Genomic DNA, 16,522 nt, shown 5'->3' with positions numbered 1-16,522 from the left:
CCGGCTGCACGATGGGCGAGTACTTCCGCGACCGCGGCGAAGACGCGCTGATCGTCTATGACGACCTGTCCAAGCAGGCCGTTGCCTACCGCCAGGTGTCGCTGCTGCTGCGCCGTCCCCCGGGCCGCGAAGCCTTCCCCGGCGACGTGTTCTATCTCCACAGCCGTCTGCTGGAGCGTGCCGCCCGCGTGAACGCCGACTACGTCGAGAAGTTCACCAACGGCGCCGTCAAGGGCAAGACCGGTTCGCTGACCGCGCTGCCCGTGATCGAAACGCAGGCAGGCGACGTGTCCGCCTTCGTGCCGACGAACGTGATCTCGATCACCGACGGCCAGATCTTCCTGGAAACCAGCCTGTTCAACGCCGGTATCCGCCCCGCCATCAACGCCGGTATCTCGGTGTCGCGCGTCGGTGGTGCCGCCCAGACCAAGCTGATCAAGGGCCTGTCCGGCGGTATCCGTACCGACCTGGCGCAGTACCGTGAGCTGGCCGCGTTCGCGCAGTTCGCCTCGGACCTGGACGAAGCCACCCGCAAGCAGCTCGACCGCGGCGCCCGCGTGACCGAACTGCTCAAGCAGCCGCAGTACCAGCCGCTGCCCATCAGCCTGATGGCCGCCACGCTGTTCGCGGTCAACAAGGGCTACATGGACGACGTGGACGTCAAGAAGATCCTGGCCTTCGAGAGCGGTCTGCACCAGTTCCTGAAGACCAGCCATGCCCCGCTGCTGGCCAAGCTCGAGAGCGACAAGGCGATGGACAAGGACGCGGAAGCCCAGCTGACCGCTGCCGTGGCCGCGTTCAAGAAGTCGTTCGCCTGAGTCCCGCCATAGCACAAGTCCGAGAAGGAGCCCGTCCATGGCGGTAGGCAAGGAAATACGCGGCAAGATCAAGTCGGTGGAGAACACCAAGAAGATCACCAAGGCCATGGAAATGGTCGCCGCCTCCAAGATGCGCAAGGCGCAGGAACGGATGCGCGCTGCGCGTCCGTACGCCGACAAGATTCGCAACATCACGGCCAACCTGTCCCAGGCCAACCCGGAGTACCGCTCGCCCTACATGCGCGCGCAAGGCTCCGCGAAGGCGGTGGGCTTCGTGGTCGTGACGACCGACAAGGGCTTGTGCGGCGGCCTCAACACCAACGTGCTGCGCGCGATCACGAACAAGATGCGTGATCTGCAGAGCGAGAACGTGAAGGTGCAGGCGGTTGCGATCGGCAACAAGGGCTTCAGCTTCCTGAACCGCATCAACGTTCCGGTCGTTTCGCACGCGACGCAGCTCGGCGACACGCCGCAGCTGGAGAAGCTCATCGGCCCGGTCAAGGTGATGCTTGACGCCTTCGTCGAGGGCAAGGTGGACGCGGTGTACCTCTGCTACACCAAGTTCATCAACACGATGAAGCAGGAGCCGGTGGTCGAGCAGCTGCTGCCGCTGGCCGCCTCGCGCCTGGAGCAGACCCCCGCCGAGCGCCAGGCCGGCGGCTGGGACTACATCTACGAGCCCGATGCAGCCACCGTCATCGACGAGCTGCTCACGCGCTACATCGAGGCCCTGGTGTACCAGGCCGTGGCCGAGAACATGGCCTCGGAGCAGTCCGCACGCATGGTGGCCATGAAGGCCGCCACCGACAACGCCGGCAACCTGATCGGTGAGCTCAAGCTGGTCTACAACAAGACCCGCCAGGCCGCGATCACGAAGGAGCTGAGCGAGATCGTCAGCGGCGCCGCCGCGGTTTGACCGATTCGTTGAATTCAAGGAAATACAAATGGCACAAGGCAAGATTGTTCAGTGCATCGGCGCCGTGGTGGACGTGGAGTTCCCGCGCGACCAGATGCCCAAGGTGTACGACGCCCTCAAGATGGAAGGCTCGGCCCTGACGCTGGAAGTGCAGCAGCAGCTCGGCGACGGCGTGGTGCGCACCATCGCCCTGGGTTCGTCCGACGGCCTGCGCCGCGGCATGATGGTGACCAACACCGGCAACCCGATCATGGTGCCGGTGGGCCAGGCCACCCTGGGCCGCATCATGGACGTGCTGGGCACGCCCATCGACGAGCGCGGCCCCGTGAGCCAGGAGCTCACCGCCTCCATCCACCGCAAGGCCCCGGCCTACGACGAGCTGTCGCCGTCGCAGGAACTGCTCGAAACCGGCATCAAGGTGATCGACCTGATCTGCCCGTTCGCCAAGGGCGGCAAGGTGGGTCTGTTCGGCGGCGCCGGCGTGGGCAAGACCGTGAACATGATGGAGCTCATCAACAACATCGCCAAGGCGCACTCGGGTCTGTCCGTGTTCGCCGGCGTGGGTGAGCGTACCCGCGAGGGCAACGACTTCTATCACGAGATGATGGAGTCGGGCGTGGTGGTGGACGAGGACCTGTCCAAGTCCAAGGTGGCCATGGTGTACGGCCAGATGAACGAGCCGCCGGGCAACCGTCTGCGCGTGGCCCTGACCGGCCTGACCATCGCCGAGTCGTTCCGCGACGAGGGCCGTGACGTGCTGTTCTTCGTGGACAACATCTACCGCTACACGCTGGCCGGTACCGAAGTGTCCGCCCTGCTGGGCCGTATGCCTTCCGCCGTGGGCTACCAGCCGACGCTGGCCGAGGAAATGGGCCGCCTGCAGGAGCGCATCACCTCCACCAAGGTGGGCTCGATCACCTCGATCCAGGCCGTGTACGTCCCTGCGGATGACTTGACCGACCCGTCGCCCGCCACGACCTTCGCCCACCTGGACGCCACCGTGGTGCTGTCGCGTGACATCGCCTCGCTGGGTATCTACCCGGCCGTGGACCCGCTGGACTCGACCTCGCGCCAGATCGACCCCAACGTCATCGGCGAAGAGCACTACACGACGACGCGTTCGGTGCAGGGCATCCTGCAGCGCTACAAGGAACTGCGCGACATCATCGCCATTCTGGGCATGGACGAGCTGGCCCCCGAGGACAAGCTGACCGTGGCCCGCGCCCGCAAGATCCAGCGCTTCCTGTCGCAGCCCTTCCACGTGGCCGAAATCTTCACCGGCTCGCCGGGCAAGTACGTGCCGCTGAAGGAAACCATCCGCGGCTTCAAGATGATCGTGGCCGGCGAGTGCGACCACCTGCCCGAGCAGGCCTTCTACATGGTCGGCACCATCGACGAGGCCTTCGAGAAGGCCAAGAAGCTGGCGTCGTGATGGTCGTCGCGGCCGCAACCTCCCGGTAGCGGCCGCTGCTTCCACGACGCAGCCTCTTCCTTTTCGCATCAAGGACCCCGCACATGGCAACCATTCACGTCGACGTCGTCTCCGCCGAAGAGCTGATCTTCTCCGGCGAGGCGAAGTTCGTCGCGCTGCCGGGCGAGAACGGCGAGCTGGGCATCCTGCCCCGCCACACGCCGCTGATCACCCGCATCAAGCCCGGCGCGGTGCGCATCGAGCGCGCCGACAACGGTGAGGAGGAGTTCGTGTTCGTCGCCGGCGGCATCCTGGAGGTGCAGCCCAGTGGCGTCACGGTGCTTGCCGACACCGCCATCCGCGGCCATGACCTCGACGAGGCCAAGGCCAACGAGGCCAAGCGCCTGGCCGAAGAGGCGATGCGCAACGCCAAGAGCGACATCGACTTCGCCGCCGCCCAGAGCGAGTTCGCCACCATGGCGGCCCAGCTTGCCGCGCTGCGCAAGTTCCGCCGCAAGTAAGCCTTCCCAGGCCCGCCGGGAGCGCCGCTGCTGCGGCGCCCGCCGAATCCAAAAGCCCGCCCGGCGCATGCCCGGCGGGCTTCGTGTTTACTGGCGGCCGCGCGCCATTGCGCGACCCTCCGCTTCAACTCCCGTTCGGGCTGAGCCCGTCGAAGCCCTGCCGCCGTGCAGGTCACGGCCCTTCGACCAGCTCAGGGCGAACGGGCCCCACGCCCCATGTCCGCCCAGCCCGAATCCGCCGCCGGCCCGCGCGTGCTGTCGCTCATCCCGCCGATGACGCAGCTCAACACGCCGTACCCGTCCACCGCCTACCTCACCGGCTTCCTGCGCGGCCGCGGCATCGCGGCGGCGCAGGACGACCTGGCCCTGAAGCTCGTGCTGCGGCTGCTGTCGGGCGCCGGGCTGCGGCGGCTGCGCGCGGCCATCGAGGCGGTGCCACCGAAGAAGCGCACGCCGCGCGTGCAGGCCTTCCTGGAGCGCTTCGACGACTACGCCGGCACGGCGGACCGCACCCTCGCGTTCCTGCAGGGCTGTGACCCGACGCTGGCGCACCGCATCGCCTCACGCGGCTTCCTGCCCGAAGGCCCGCGCTTCCAGGCGCTGGAGGTGTATGGGGACGAGGAGGGCGATCCCCTGGGCTGGGCCTTCGGCGCGCTGGGGCTGCAGGACCGCGCCAAGCACCTGGCCACGCTGTACCTGGACGACCTGGCGGACGTGCTGCGCGAGGCCATCGACCCGCGCTTCGAGTTCGTGCGCTACGCCGAGTCGCTGGCGGCGGCGCAGGCCAGTTTCGATGGCCTGGCCGACGCGCTGGCGACGCCGCCGAACCTGATCGACGACACGCTGCGCGAGCTGACGCTGGAGGCGCTGGAGAAGCACCAGCCCGACGTGGTGCTGCTGTCGGTGCCCTTCCCGGGCTCGGTGTATGGCGCGCTGCGCATCGCGCAGGTGGTGAAGGCGGCCCGGCCGGGCGTTGCTGTCGTGCTGGGCGGCGGCTTCGTCAACACCGAGCTGCGCGAGCTGAAGGAGCCGCGCCTGTTCGACCACGTGGACTTCGTGACGCTGGACGCCGGCGAACGCCCGCTGCTGGCCCTGCTGGAGCACCTGCAAGGGAAGCGCTCGCGCCAGCGCCTGGTGCGCACCTACGTGCGCGACGACGGCGCGGTGCGCTACGTGAACTTTCCCGAGCCGGACGTCCCCTTCGCCGAGGTCGGCACGCCCACCTGGGACGGTCTGCCGGTGCGGGACTACTTGTCGCTGCTGGACATGCTCAACCCCATGCACCGGCTCTGGAGCGACGGGCGCTGGAACAAGCTCACCGTGGCGCATGGCTGCTACTGGAAGAAGTGCAGCTTCTGCGACGTGAGCCTGGACTACATCGCGCGCTACGAGGGCGCGGAAGCCACCGTGCTGGCCGACCGCATCGAGGCCATCGTCAACGAGACCGGGCAGACCGGCTTCCATTTCGTGGACGAGGCCGCGCCGCCCAAGGCGCTCAAGGCACTGGCCACGGAGCTGCTGCGCCGCGACCTGCGCATCTCCTGGTGGGGCAACGTGCGCTTCGAAAAGACCTTCACCCCGGAGCTGGCCGAGCTGCTGGCCGAGAGCGGCTGCATCGCGATCTCCGGCGGCCTGGAGGTGGCTTCGGACCGGCTGCTCAAGCTGATGAACAAGGGCGTGTCGGTGGCGCAGGTGGCGCGCGTGACGCGCGCCTTCGCCGATGCCGGCGTGATGGTGCACGCCTACCTGATGTACGGCTTCCCCACGCAGACGACGCAGGACACGGTGGACGCGCTGGAGTATGTGCGCCAGCTGTTCGAGAACGGCTGCATCCACTCCGGCTTCTTCCACCGCTTCGCCTGCACGGTGCATTCGCCGGTGGGGCGGAACCCGGACGCGTTCGGGATCAAGCTCAAGCCCGTGCCCGAAGGCGGATTCGCCCGCAACGACGTGGGCTTCATCGACCCCACGGGCACCGACCACGACGCGCTGGGCCGGGCGCTGAAGAAGGCCATCTACAACTTCATGCACGGCAACCTGGTGGAGGCCGACGTGCGCAGCTGGTTTGACGTGCGCGTGCCGAAGCCCACGGTGCCGAAGCAGTTCATCCGGCGGGCGCTGGAGCAGCCGGGCGGCTGAGCGCGCCGGGCAGCGCCGCGTCAGGGCGCCGCGGTGGCGTCGTAGAGAGCCTCGAAAGGCTCGCCGGCGTTGAGGCCCGCGATGAGCGCCAGCAGCCCCGGTGTGCCGTGCGCCTTCAGCCACGGGCGTACTTCCTGTCCCGCGGCGGTGTAGAGCGGCTGGAGCTCCGGCTCGCCCCGCGCGCGGCGCTGGGCGTTGCCGCCATCGCCGTACTTGTGCACGGCCGCTTCCCAGCGCCACAAGCTGCTGATGGCGCGCAGCTCGCGCGGCGTGGGCACCCGGATGCCGGCCGCCAGCAGTTGCTGCCAGTGCGCCTGCGAATGCGCGGGCGCCTCGCTGACCGCCACCGCCAGTCCCTCATCGAACCAGCGCGGCAGGCTCCACCAGGCGTGCAGCGCCAGGCGCTTGTGGATCTCGGCATGGGTCCACTCGTGGGCCAGGAAATGCCGGTCCAGCCCGCGCGGGGACAGCAGGATGCGGTCGCCATAGACCTTGGCGGTGGAGCCCCGGCCGCCGAAGCTCTCGTAGCAGTGCTCGGTGACGCAGGCATGCACGCCGGGGCGGGACAACACGCTGCCGAAAGCGGCGCGCACGGCGGCCTCGGCCTGGCTGCGGTCTTCGAGCAGCCGGGCGCGGGTGGCGGCGTCGGCGCCGGCCTCGACGTACAGGTCCGGCGCGATGCGCTCGAAGCCGAAGGCCTGCGGCGCCCAGAGCTTGCCGCCTTGCAGGACGGAGCAGCCCTGGAGCAAGGCCAGCAGGAAAAGGAGGGCGAGGGGGCGGAGGAAGGCGAGATTGAAGAAGGGACGGGTGTTCACGGAGCTGGATGACGAAGTCGCACGGCGTTGTGGGCTTGTACCGGCGAGCCACCGATAGGTTGCGGGTTTTCTTACCCGAGGCATCTCGCAAGCCGAGCCTGCTTGCACCCTACTTCGTCACTCCCGCGAAGGCGGGAGTCCAGGCGGTCCCCAAGCCGGCCGTCAGCAGATGGCATGGCGCGCCGTTGATTTCAGGTTCGCTTCGCTACGCTCTGGCTTCGCTCTGGCGTGGGGCCGCCTGGATTCCCGCCTGCGCGGGAATGACGAGTCAATCAGGATGCCGCCCGTGCTTCGTCCTGCGGCGTTGAGCCGTGCCTCTTCACACTCTCCAAGGCGCGTCCGGCAGCTCGTTCGGATTCACCTGCCCCGGCTGCAGCGCGAAATGCCGCACCAGCAGCGCATCCACCGCCTCCACCGCCGCCAGCAGCCCGGCCTCGAAGTGCCCGTCGTGGAACTGCGCGCGCATGCCTTCCAGGATGCGCTGCCAGCCCTGCGCGCCCACGTGCCGGTCGATGCCGCGGTCGGCCACGATCTCGATCGCGTGCTCTGCCAGCAGCAGGTAGATCAGCACCCCGTTGTTGGCCTCGGTGTCCCACACGCGCAGCTTGCCGAACATCGCCACCGCCCGCTCCCGCGCGCTGGCGCCGCGCCACAGGTAGGACAGCGGCAGCCCCGCCTCCACGCACACGCGGATCTCGCCACTGTGGTGTTTCTCGCTCTCGCGCACGCGCTCGCCGATGCGCTCCAGCGCCGCGTCGTCCAGCGCCTTGTGCGCGTCGGCCTCGTCGAAGAGGCGGTGCTTCAACAACCGCGTCAGTCGGTTCATCACCAGTTCCCCGAGGCGCCGCCGCCACCGAAATCCCCACCGCCGCCGGAGCTGAAGCCGCCCCCGCCGCCACCCCAGCTCCCGCCGCCACCGCCCCAGCCGCCGCCGGGGAAGATGATCGGCGGTCCGCCCCGGCCGCCGCGCCCACGATGCCCCGAGGAGCCGATGCCCAGCACGCCCACCAGCACCAGCGCCAGCACGGCCGCGGCGATGGCCAGCACCAGGCTGCCGCCGAACAGCCAGGCCAATCCGCCCGCGGCGCCGCCGGTGGCCACCGAGCCCAGCTTGCGGCCCAGCACGCCGGTCAAGACCGCCCCGATCACCGGCACGCCGATGAAGAAGAACAGCCCCAGGTCTTCCAGCTGCAGCCCGCGCTCGGCGTCGCGCGGCGAGCCCGAGTGCGCGCCGCTCCAGCCGTCGGGCGAGGAGGCCGGCGCCGGCAGCTTTTCCGCGCGTACCAGCTCGGCCAGCTCGTCCACCGCCGCGCTCAATCCACCCGCGAAATCGCCGGCGCGGAAGGCGGGCGTGAGGGCGCGGTCGATCACGCGCTTGGCCGCCAGGTCCGGAATCGCGCCCTCCAGCGCCTTGGCCACCTCGATGCGCACGCGCCGGTCGTTCTTGGCCACCACCAGCAGCAGCCCGTCGCCCACGTCGCGGCGGCCGATCTTCCACTGGTCGGCCACGCGCTGCGCGTAGGCGGCGATGTCCTCCGGCATCGTGGTCGGCACCATCAGGATCACCAGCTGCGTGCCGGTCTCGCGTTCCAGCTCGGCCAGCCGCGCCTCCAGCGCCTGGCGCTGCCCGGCGCCCAGGGTGCCGGTCTGCTCGATGACGCGGCCGCTGAGCGCGGGCACCGGCAGCACGTCCTGCGCCGCGGCCGGGCGTGGCAGCAGCAGCGCGCACAGCAGGGCCAGCAGCGTGAACAGCGTCAGCGCCGCCCGCCCCGGGCCCGGCAGGACGGCAGCGCAGGGGCGGCGCTCCATGGCCGCCTCAGCGCGAGGCCGGGCTGGCCGGCAGCGAGGGCGCCGTCGGCGCCGTGGGCGTGGTCGTCGCGGGCGGGGTGCTGCGCGATGGGGTGCCGAAGTCCACGCTGGGCGGGCGGGAGATCTCGGCCTCGTTCTGCACCGTGAAGCTGGCCTTGGGCTGGTAGCCGAAGACCATGGCCGTGAGGTTGGTGGGGAAGCTGCGCGCCAGCACGTTGTAGTCGGTCACGGTCTTGATGTAGCGGTTGCGCGCCACGGTGATGCGGTTCTCCGTGCCTTCGAGCTGCACGCGCAGGTCCTGGAAGCCCTGGTTGGCGCGCAGGTTCGGATAACGCTCGCTCACCACCAGCAGCCTGGACAGCGCACTGGAGAGCTCGCCCTGCGCCTGCTGGAAGCGCTGCAGCGCCTGCGGGTCGTTCAGCGTCTCGGGTGTGACCTGCACGCTGGTGGCCTTGGCGCGGGCCTCGATGACGCGCGTCAGCGTCTCCTGCTCGAAGTTGGCCTCGCCCTTGACCGTGTTGACGAGGTTCGGGATCAGGTCCGCGCGCCGCTGGTACTGGTTGAGCACCTCGGCCCAGGCCGCCTTGGTCTGCTCGTCCAGGACCTGGAATTGGTTGTAGCCGCAGCCCGAGAGCAGCAGGGCGGCGAGACAGGCCAGAAGCCAGCGCATGCGCATATCCGTTCCTCCGTGATGGGATTCCCCGGGGATGCTATCCCAGCATGTGGCGCACCCGGACGGGGGATGGCGGGGCGGGATAATCGCGGGATGACCGCACCGCTTGCCAACGACAGTTTCCTGCGCGCCTGCCTGCGCCAGCCCACCGAACACACGCCCGTGTGGCTGATGCGCCAGGCCGGGCGCTACCTGCCGGAGTACTGCGCCACGCGTGCGCAGGCTGGGAGCTTCATGGGGCTGGCCACCAACCCGGCCTTCGCCACCGAGGTGACGCTGCAGCCGCTGGAGCGCTATGCGCTCGACGCCGCGATCCTGTTCTCCGACATCCTCACCGTGCCCGATGCCATGGGCCTCGGCCTGAGCTTCGCCGCCGGCGAGGGCCCGCGCTTCGCGCACCCGGTGCGGGACGAGGCGGCCGTGGCCAAGCTCGAAGTGCCGGACATGGCCAAGCTGCAGTACGTCTTCGACGCGGTCAGCTCCATCCGCAAGGCGCTCAATGGCCGCGTACCGCTGATCGGCTTCTCCGGCAGCCCCTGGACGCTGGCCTGCTACATGGTCGAAGGCGCGGGCAGCGACGACTACCGGCTGGTCAAGTCCATGCTGTATTCGCGCCCGGACCTGATGCACCGCATCCTGTCCCTCAACGCCGATACCGTGGCGGCGTACCTGAACGCGCAGATCGAGGCCGGCGCCCAGGCGGTGATGGTGTTCGACAGCTGGGGCGGCGTGCTCGCCGACGGCGCCTTCCAGCAGTTCAGCCTGGCCTACACCCAGCGCGTGCTGCGGCAGCTCAAGCGCGAGCACGAGGGCCAGCGCATCCCGCACATCGTCTTCACCAAGGGCGGCGGCCTGTGGCTGGAGGACATGCTCGGCGGCGACGCCGTGCCCGACGTGCTGGGCGTGGACTGGACCGTGAACCTGGCGCAGGCGCGCCGCCGCGTGGACGACCGCGTCGCGCTGCAGGGCAACCTGGACCCCAACGTCCTGTTCGCCCCGCCCGAGGCCATCGAGGCCGAGGCCAAGCGCGTGCTGGACAGCTTCGGCAACCCGCAGCGGGCCGATGGCGGCTTCGGCGGCCACGTGTTCAACCTGGGCCACGGCATCAGCCAGTACACGCCGCCGGAGCACGTGAAGGTGCTGGTGGACACGGTGCACGCGCACTCGCGCCGCCTGCGCGCGCCGGCCTGAACGCAATCTGCAGCCGTTTTTTGATTCGCAGGGCTTGACTTGTCCACCAAATCAGCTCTGCGATCTGGAGCTGCCGAAAGCATCATTTCGGATTGGCCGGATACCGCGGAATAGCGTTAAACCGTTGATCTGATTGATGAATTTCTCCGTGTTGCAGGTTGCGGTACGGTGAATGCCCCGGCTGCGCACAGCCTGTGAACCTGCGGCGCGCAGCTTTCCCACAAAGTTATCCACAGCCTGTCTGGAACGCATGACTGAACGGCTGGCGGTGGCCGTCGAGGCGCCGCAGTACAGCGGCCTGGGTGGCCTGCTGGACTACCTGGGCGAGCCGCTGCCGCCCGGCAGCCTGGTGCGCGTGCCGCTGGGCCGGCGCGAGGTGCCGGGTCTGGTGTGGGACGCGCCGCCGCCCGATCCCGCGTCGCCCGCGCTGGACGAGGCCGCGCTGCGTCCCGTGGCGCACGTGCTGCACGCGCTGCCGCCGCTGTCGGCCGCGTGGCGGCGCTTGGTGGCCTTCACGGCCGCCTACTACCAGCGCGGGCTGGGCGAGGTGGCGCTGTCGGTGCTGCCGCCGGAACTGCGCAAGCTCGACGACACCAAGCTGGCGCGGCGCATCACGCGGCTGCGCAAGGCGGTGGAGCAGGGCACCGCGGCGGCGGACGACGAGGCTGAGGACGAAGGCGAATCGGCAGAGTCGGCAAATTCGGCAGAGGTGCCACCCGCGGCGGCGGACGCGGAAACGGCGAAAACGACAAGACCGTCCGGCGCCGAGGCGCCGCCGCTGACCGAGGCGCAGCGCGCCGCCGTCGAAACCGTCACCGGCGCGGCCGAGGGCACCTACCTGCTGCACGGCGTCACCGGCAGCGGCAAGACCGAGGTGTACCTGCAGGCTGCCGCGCACACGCTGGCGGCGGGGCGGCAGGCGCTGGTGCTGGTGCCGGAGATCAACCTCACGCCGCAGCTGGAGGCGCGCTTTGCCGAGCGCTTCAAGGGGCGGCGGCTGGTGTCGCTGCACAGCGGCCTGACGCCCGCGCAGCGATTGAAAAACTGGCTGCTGGCGCACCTGGGGCTGGCGGACCTGGTGCTGGGCACGCGGCTGGCGGTGTTCGCCTCGCTGCCGCGGCTGGGCCTGGTCGTCGTGGACGAGGAGCACGACCCCTCCTACAAGCAGCAGGAAGGAGCGCGCTACTCCGCGCGCGACCTGGCCGTCTACCGCGCCCGGCTGGAGCGCGTGCCGGTCCTGCTGGGCTCGGCCACGCCCTCGCTGGAGAGCTGGCAGCACGCGCTGCAAGGCAAGTACCGGCGGCTGGACCTGGCGCAGCGCATCGGCGGTGGCGCGCTGCCCGAGGTCCGGCTGGTGGACATGAACCTGCTGCCGCGCGCGCACGGCGTGACGGTGGCGCTGTCGCCGCAACTGGTGGACGCGCTGCGCGAGCGCTTGGCGCTGGGCGAGCAGAGCCTGCTGTTCCTGAACCGCCGCGGCTACGCGCCGGTGCTGCACTGCACCGAATGCGGCTGGAAGAGCGGCTGTCCGCACTGCAGCGCCTGGCGCGTGTTCCACCGCAGCGACCGCACGCTGCGCTGCCACCATTGCGGCTTCACCGAGCGCGTGCCGCGCGCCTGTCCGCAGTGCGGCAACCTGGACCTGCAGCCGCTGGGCCGGGGCACCGAGCGGCTGGAGGAGCAGATCGCGCAGGCGCTGCCCGAGGCGCGCGTGGCGCGCATCGACGCCGACACCACGCGCGCCGCCGGCTCGCTGCAGGCGCGGCTGGCCGAGGTGCATGCCGGCGAGGTGGACGTGCTGGTGGGCACGCAGATGATCGCCAAGGGCCACGACTTCAGGCGCATCACGCTGGTGGCGGCGGTGAACCCGGACAGCGCGCTCTTCGCCAGCGATTTCCGCGCGCCCGAGCGGCTGTTCGCGCTGCTGATGCAGGCGGCGGGCCGCGCCGGCCGCGACGCGCGCCAGGCCGCGCGCAGCCAGATGTGGCTGCAGACCTGGCATCCCACGCATGCCCTTTACGCCGCGTTGCGCCGGCACGATTTCGAGAGCTTCGCCGCCTCGCAGCTGCAGGAGCGCGAGATGGCGGGGCTGCCGCCCTTCACGCACCTGGCGCTGCTGCGCGCGGAGGCGCGCACGCCGGAGGCGGCGGCGGCCTTCCTGGAGGACGCGGCGGCGCGGGCCAGCGACTTCGCCGAGGCGGCGGAAGTACTGATCTACCCGCCCGTGCCGCCGCCGGTGGCGCGCGTGGCGGACGTGGAGCGCATGCAGATGCTGCTGGAGTCGCCCTCGCGCGCGGCCCTGCAGCGGCTGCTGGCGCAGTGGCTGCCGGTGCTGCACGGGCTGCGCTCGGTGCACAAGGGGGTGCTGCGCTGGGCGGTGGATGTGGATCCGCTGGGGATTTGAGGGGGAGAGCGGCTTTCGCGCAGCTGCCCTGTGCCGAGGAAGAGGCTCCAGGCAGGACGAAGCACAGGTGGCTGCCCGTCTACTTCGTCATGCCCGCGCAGGCGGGGATGACGAGGTAGTAGGCGGAACGGGGGCTCATGGCCAACGCTGTGCAGCCTTCCTCTGGCCTGCTTCCCCGCCTACTCTCCCGCGCCCAACTCCGCCAGCGCCGCCTCGATCTCCTCTTCCCCGTGCCCTTGCTCCCGCAGCAGCGCCGTGTAGTGCCGCCGCACGGTGCTGGCGTACGGATGCCCAGCGCCCAGGCTGGCGCTGAACTGGCCCAGCGCGCGGCGCATCAGCGGCTCGGCCTCGTCCAGGCGGCGGACGTGGTGCAGCAGCAGCGCCAGATTGCCCAGGGGGATCGCGGCCTCCACGGACGCCGGGCCGGCGCCGGCCTCGGCCAGGGCCACGGCCCGCTGCAGCAGCGGCTCGGCTTCGTCCGGGCGGTTCGTGGCCTTCAGCAGCGCGGCCAGGTTGCCCAGGTCGCGCGCCACGGCCGGGTGCCCCTGGCCCAGGCGCGCCTCGTCGATGGACAGCGCGCGGCGCAGCAGCGGCTCGGCCTCGGCCGGGCGGCCTGCGGCCTTCAGCAGCAGGGCCAGGTTGTTCAGGCGCAGCGCCACGCCGGGGTGCTCCCGGCCCAGGCGGGCTTCGTCGATGGCCAGGGCGCGGCGCATGCACGTCTCCGCTTCGTCCAGGCGCTGCGTGTCCTGCAGCAACTGCGCCAGGTTGTTGAGGGCCGTCGCCACCCGCAGGTGCTGCCGGCCGAAGCCGGCCTCGGCCACGGCCACGGCACGGCGCATCAGCGGCTCGGCCTCGGCGTGGCGTGCCTGGGCGTAGAAGAGCATCCCGGTCTGGCCCAGCAGCCCGCCCGTCGCGCCCGCCATGCCGGCTTCGTCGGCCCAGTGCATGGCGGCCAACGCGTGCGGCGCCAGCAGGTCCAGCAGCGGCCAGCCGCGCGCGTCCATCGGATCGCCCAGGAAGACAGCGTCCTCAATCCAGCCCAGGGCCTGCGGCAGGGCGCTCGCGGCCGGTACGCCGCGCCAGCGGCGGTGTCCGGACGCGCGCGGGAAACGCCGTGCCAGCCAACGCCACATCCGCGTGACCGCGACGCCGGCCCGCCGCGGCCCCTGCTGCCGCCGCGTCAGCTCCTGCACCAGCCGGTGCAGCGTGAAGACGGGCCGGTCGCCGTCGCGCACCGCCAGCGAGTACGCCGCCAGCTCCGCCAGCGCGTCCCCGGGATCGCCCTCGTCATCCGCCCGCCCCGGCGGCGCCACGTCCAGCAGCGCCTGCGGAATCGGCGCCGGCGCCAGCCAGGCCAGCCGCTGCAGCAGCCGCCGCGCGGGCGGGTTCAGCAGCCCGAACGAGGCCTGCCACGCGATCGCGACGGCGGCGGGACAGTGCGACCGCCGCGCATCGAACCAGGCCCGCGCCTCGTCGCGGTGCCACCCCCATTGCACCAGGTACTGCGTCAGGCTCGACCGCCGATGCGCGATGCAGGCCCCGGCCATTTCCAGCGCCAGGGGCAGTTGCTCCAGCTCGGCGGCCAGCGCCAAAGCGCTCGCCTCGTCGTCCGGCTGCACCTGCCGGCCTGCCTGCGTGCGCAGCAGCAGGAATTCCGCCGCCGCCGCCGGGGACAGCGCGTCCACGGGCTGCGCCTGGACCGCCTCGCCCCAGCCCGATGCGCAGCCGGTCACCAGCACGTGCCCGCCGGCCAACTGCGGCAGCAGCGCCTCGACGGCTTCGGCCGCCTCCGCCGTGTCCACGCCGTCCAGGATCAGCAGCCACCCGGGCTGGCGCCGCAGCCAGGCCAGCACCGCCGCCAGCCGCCGCTCCTGCGTCGGCTCGTGCCGCTCGGCGAGGTTCAGCGCCGCGGGGCCGCACAGCGCCGCAAGCTGGTGCCGCAGCGCCCGCGGGCTGCCGGCGTCCACCAGCAGCAGCATCGGGTGCTCGCCCTGGCGGCGCCAGGCGTACTCCAGCGCCAGCCGCGTCTTGCCCACGCCCACCGGACCCGTCAGCGCCAGCGCGGTGGCCGGACCGTCCGTGCGCCGGGGCACCGCGCCGAAGCGTCGCGCCAGCGTTTCCATCAGGTCGTCACGGCCCCTGAACAGCGCGCCCAGGCTGTGGCCGGGAAGCGCGTGCACGCGCCGCATCCGTCCCGCCTCGAGCAGCAGGTCCAGCAGCCCGGCTTCCCACACCTGCTCCACCAGCCGCTGCGGCGACGCGAAGTAGACCTGCGGATGCCGCCCCAGCGCCGCCAGCCGCGCCAAGTGCGCCCGCTGCAGCGCCTGCTGCCGCGGGTTGTCCACATGGATCGAATCCCTGGGGGCCCCGGACTCCGGCACCGCGATCAGCAGCCGCTTGCCGTGGTAGAGCGCCAGCCAGGCTTCCCACTGCGCGTAGGGCAGGGATGGGCCGTCCACCGCCAGGAAGGGCTGCAGCACCGGGAAGCGCTGGCCGAAATCCGGGTAGCGCACATGCATCAGCGCCCCCGAGAACAGCCCCGCCGTGTCCCCGGTCATGTCGCCCACCAGGTGCAGCACCAGCGCGCACTGGCGGATGTGCTCGTCCAGCAGGTCCAGGAGGTCCAGCGTCCCGGTGTCGCTGGTGCCGGGATCCTCCTGCGCCTTCAGGCCAAGGTCCGGGCTGACCAGGCCGTCGCGCAGCGCATCGCGGTAACTCTGGAATTCCGCCGGCACGGCGGACAGGAAGACTCGTAAATGGGGGCTGGACATGGTTCTCTTCGCAAGCCGCTGGTCCAAGGCTCGCGGTTCACCGCCCGGTCTTACCCTGCTCGTTGACGGGACGGGAGAGTTCAAGGAATTGGGGAAACGGGAAGCGGGCGTCTGCTCTCAGCCGCCCGCTTTCTTGATTAGACAACGCCCGCGAGGCGCCTTCGCCCGTGCTCCGCAGGAACAAGGACGGGATGCGTAAAGAGACCGAAGAGCCGGTGCGTCGCGAGGGGCGGCACCATTGCAAGCCCAATTCCACGCCCGGCGCACGCCGTTGCCCGGTGCCAGGGTGAGACAGGCCCTTCGCCGCCAGAAAGTTTGGCAACCGGCTGTAGCGGCGGCCCAGGGGCCTCTTGGCCACCGGCTGGCTGGGCGGAAGCTGCCTCATACGTGTGCAGCGGCCGCGCCGCCATGGTGAATCAAGCACTTGGGCCACTGCCCAGCAGCTTGACAACAGAGTTATCCACAGATTCGGTGGAAGAGTGGAAAAAGCAGCGCCTAATCAGCCGCTTGCACGCTTTCCTTCAGGCGGCGCATGAGGCTGGTGTCACAGAACGGCCGCCGCGGCAACGGCTTGACACCAAAACCGCGACGTGCTGGACGTTCCCGCAGGCCTTGACAAACAGTTTTGTCCCCACCCCGAAATTCGCGTGCGGGCGCGCTGCTGGCCGCGTACAGCGCACCTCCGTGGGGCGGCGGGGTGCTTGTAAATCCTTGATGCATAACATTTATCGAAGCTCTGCACAGTGCGCATGCGAGCGTTCACCGCCTTGTGATGACAAGCACTTGCACCACTCTTCTGCAGCTTGCGCACAAAGTTGTCCACAGGCGGCGCGCGGCGGCGGGAGAATACAAGTGGCGTGGGTGCTCGTTACAGTTGCACCGTCATTCGGGCGATGCGAATTACCGTTTCGGCTCTAGGCCCAGCGCTGTTCGGAAAATACCGGCCTCCCGCCTTTCCACTGTCCCGTGTGCGCTAAGTGCTTGATTCGCATGGGCAAGGTCGCGGTTGATCAAAAAATGTGCAGATGGCTTTGGAGCCATGCCCATCAAGCAC

The 16,522-nt window shown here is 70.3% G+C and carries 11 protein-coding genes and 1 pseudogene; 7 read left to right on the top strand and 5 right to left on the bottom strand.

Features of this window, described 5'->3' with window-relative positions; genetic code table 11:
- The 5 genes and pseudogenes from Q0741_RS23945 to Q0741_RS23925 form a co-directional block, all read left to right on the top strand.
- A pseudogene (locus Q0741_RS23945) lies at positions 1–818 on the top strand (F0F1 ATP synthase subunit alpha); the annotation flags it as partial.
- 37 nt (positions 819–855) lie between these two features.
- Complete coding sequence (gene atpG, locus Q0741_RS23940; RefSeq protein ID WP_298235704.1) at positions 856–1,734, top strand: F0F1 ATP synthase subunit gamma; 879 nt, start codon at positions 856–858, stop codon at positions 1,732–1,734.
- A 28-nt stretch (positions 1,735–1,762) separates the two neighbouring features.
- Positions 1,763–3,166 (top strand): F0F1 ATP synthase subunit beta, encoded by a 1,404-nt coding sequence (gene atpD / locus Q0741_RS23935; RefSeq protein ID WP_298235703.1) that lies wholly within the window; start codon positions 1,763–1,765, stop codon positions 3,164–3,166.
- Between the two features lie 83 nt (positions 3,167–3,249).
- The gene (locus Q0741_RS23930; RefSeq protein WP_298235702.1) at positions 3,250–3,666 is read left to right on the top strand and encodes a F0F1 ATP synthase subunit epsilon; all 417 of its coding nucleotides are present in this window, start codon (positions 3,250–3,252) and stop codon (positions 3,664–3,666) included.
- A 216-nt stretch (positions 3,667–3,882) separates the two neighbouring features.
- Positions 3,883–5,805, top strand: coding sequence for a radical SAM protein (locus Q0741_RS23925; protein ID WP_298235701.1), 1,923 nt, complete (start codon positions 3,883–3,885; stop codon positions 5,803–5,805).
- 20 nt (positions 5,806–5,825) lie between these two features.
- Here Q0741_RS23925 and Q0741_RS23920 read toward each other — a convergent pair whose 3' ends face one another.
- From Q0741_RS23920 to Q0741_RS23905, 4 genes are all read right to left on the bottom strand, one after another.
- On the bottom strand, positions 5,826–6,620 hold the full coding sequence (locus Q0741_RS23920) for a hypothetical protein (protein WP_298235700.1): 795 nt from the start codon (positions 6,618–6,620) through the stop codon (positions 5,826–5,828).
- A 319-nt stretch (positions 6,621–6,939) separates the two neighbouring features.
- On the bottom strand, positions 6,940–7,446 hold the full coding sequence (locus tag Q0741_RS23915) for a TPM domain-containing protein (protein WP_298235699.1): 507 nt from the start codon (positions 7,444–7,446) through the stop codon (positions 6,940–6,942).
- Positions 7,446–8,429, bottom strand: a complete 984-nt coding sequence (locus Q0741_RS23910; protein WP_298235698.1) for a TPM domain-containing protein — start codon at positions 8,427–8,429, stop codon at positions 7,446–7,448. The genes Q0741_RS23915 and Q0741_RS23910 overlap by 1 nt, the downstream gene beginning before the upstream one ends.
- Positions 8,430–8,436: 7 nt before the next feature.
- Positions 8,437–9,099, bottom strand: a complete 663-nt coding sequence (locus Q0741_RS23905) for a LemA family protein (RefSeq protein WP_298235697.1) — start codon at positions 9,097–9,099, stop codon at positions 8,437–8,439.
- Positions 9,100–9,195: 96 nt separating this feature from the next.
- Between Q0741_RS23905 and hemE the strand changes: the two genes are divergently transcribed.
- Positions 9,196–10,293, top strand: coding sequence for a uroporphyrinogen decarboxylase (gene hemE, locus Q0741_RS23900; protein WP_298235696.1), 1,098 nt, complete (start codon positions 9,196–9,198; stop codon positions 10,291–10,293).
- 250 nt (positions 10,294–10,543) lie between these two features.
- Positions 10,544–12,697 (top strand): primosomal protein N', encoded by a 2,154-nt coding sequence (locus tag Q0741_RS23895; protein ID WP_298235695.1) that lies wholly within the window; start codon positions 10,544–10,546, stop codon positions 12,695–12,697.
- 179 nt (positions 12,698–12,876) lie between these two features.
- Here the strand turns inward: Q0741_RS23895 and Q0741_RS23890 are convergent, their stop codons facing one another.
- Positions 12,877–15,468: a tetratricopeptide repeat protein gene (locus Q0741_RS23890; RefSeq protein ID WP_298235694.1), complete on the bottom strand. Its 2,592-nt coding sequence runs from the start codon at positions 15,466–15,468 to the stop codon at positions 12,877–12,879.
- Between the last annotated feature and the right edge of the window lie 1,054 nt (positions 15,469–16,522).

The organism is uncultured Azohydromonas sp. (genome assembly GCF_937926365.1).
In the GTDB taxonomy this organism is placed as follows: domain Bacteria; phylum Pseudomonadota; class Gammaproteobacteria; order Burkholderiales; family Burkholderiaceae_C; genus Azohydromonas.
The sequence above is the reverse complement of the archived record's forward strand: the minus strand, read 5'-3'. Positions and strand labels throughout refer to the sequence as shown.